1 pseudogene and 1 riboswitch are annotated in these 749 nt (G+C 71.8%); the pseudogene reads right to left on the minus strand.

Features of this window, described 5'->3' with window-relative positions:
• Positions 1–18: 18 nt before the first annotated feature.
• Positions 19–642 (minus strand): annotated as a pseudogene (locus DKT69_RS03710) (bifunctional 5,10-methylenetetrahydrofolate dehydrogenase/5,10-methenyltetrahydrofolate cyclohydrolase); the annotation flags it as partial.
• 13 nt (positions 643–655) lie between these two features.
• Positions 656–739: riboswitch (ZMP/ZTP riboswitch) on the minus strand.
• Positions 740–749 lie beyond the last annotated feature (10 nt).

The raw sequence follows: 749 nt of genomic DNA on the forward strand, positions 1-749 counted from the left end.
AGATGTGTATAAGAGTCAGGTGTAGCGCGGCCAGTCCGCCACCCCGGTGTGCACCACCGTCACCGCCGCGTTCGCCGTCGGCCGCTTCTGCGCCAGCAGCATCGCCAACGGCCGACCCAGCGTGGCGCCCCGACCCAGGATCACCACCTCCCGGCCCGCCACCGGCACCCCATGGAACGCCAGGAGCGCCTCGATGCCCGCCGGCGTGCACGGCAGCGGCCCCGGCAGGCCCAACGCCAGCCGCCCCATGTTCATCGGGTGCAGCCCGTCGACGTCCTTGTCCGGATCCAGCACCTGCAACGCCCGGTCGTAGTCCAGCTGCCCCGGGATCGGATACTGCACCAGCACCCCGTGCACATCCTTGTCCGCGTTGAAGTCCTCCAACACCCGATGCAGATCCGCCTGCGCGCTCGAGGCCGGCAGGTGCACGTGCGGCGAGGCGAACCCCAGCTCCGCCGCCTGCCGCTGCTTGATCCGGATGTACCCGGCACTGGCGTCGTCGTCACCCACCAGCACCGTCGCCAACGCCGGCGTCACCCCCGCCGCGCGCAGCGCCGCCACGTCCTCGGCGACCTCCGCCAGCACCCGCTCCGCAACCGGCCCACCCGGCAACAGCCGAGCCGTCGTACCCGAAGAAGACATGCCACACCTCGCCCGCGGAGGCCCAGGCGGTCGACCCCCGCGACGAGCTCCCCGATGGTTACTGCCATCCCCGATGCCGCCAGTCGCGTCAGCGGTCAGCCTGCCAC

The sequence above is a fragment of the Micromonospora sicca genome (genome assembly GCF_003172935.1).
Classification (GTDB): Bacteria; Actinomycetota; Actinomycetes; order Mycobacteriales; family Micromonosporaceae; genus Micromonospora; species Micromonospora sicca.